Genomic DNA, 544 nt, shown 5'->3' on the forward strand with positions numbered 1-544 from the left:
GTCGAGGGGCGGTGGCGGGTCCGCCCCGTTCCCGAACCGGCCCGGTACACCGCCGCCGTGGCGGAGGCGGTGCGCCGGATGCGCGCCGGCGACCTCCGCAAGGTCGTCCTGGCCCGCACCCTGGAACTCGAGGCCGATCGCGCACCCGACCTGCCCGCGGTCCTGAGCCGTCTCGCGCGCCGCGACCCCACCGGCCACACCTTCGCACTGCCCACCGCTCCCGGCCGCAGCCTGCTCGGCGCCAGCCCCGAACTCCTCCTCTCGCGCACCGGCGACCGGGTGGTCGCCAACCCGCTGGCCGGCTCCACCCCCCGCAGCCCCGACCTGGCCGAGGACGTCCGCCGGGCCGCCCGCCTCCTGGACTCCCCGAAGGACCTGCACGAACACGCCGTCGTCGTCGCCGACATCCGCGCCGCCCTCGAACCGTGGTGCGAGGAACTGGAGATACCCGAGCGGCCCGGACTCGTGCGCACCGCCGGGATGTGGCACCTGTCCACCACCGTCACCGGAACCCTCCGCGACCCGCGCCCCACCTCCCTGGAAC

At 76.3% G+C, this 544-nt stretch carries 1 protein-coding gene; it reads left to right on the forward strand.

Annotated features, from left to right (window positions below):
* Nucleotides 1–544, forward strand: a 544-nt coding sequence (locus tag FNQ90_RS26220; RefSeq protein WP_182608566.1) for a chorismate-binding protein, incomplete at both ends; no start/stop codon positions are given.

The organism is Streptomyces alkaliphilus, from assembly GCF_014141535.1.
Taxonomy (GTDB): Bacteria; Actinomycetota; Actinomycetes; order Streptomycetales; family Streptomycetaceae; genus Streptomyces; species Streptomyces alkaliphilus.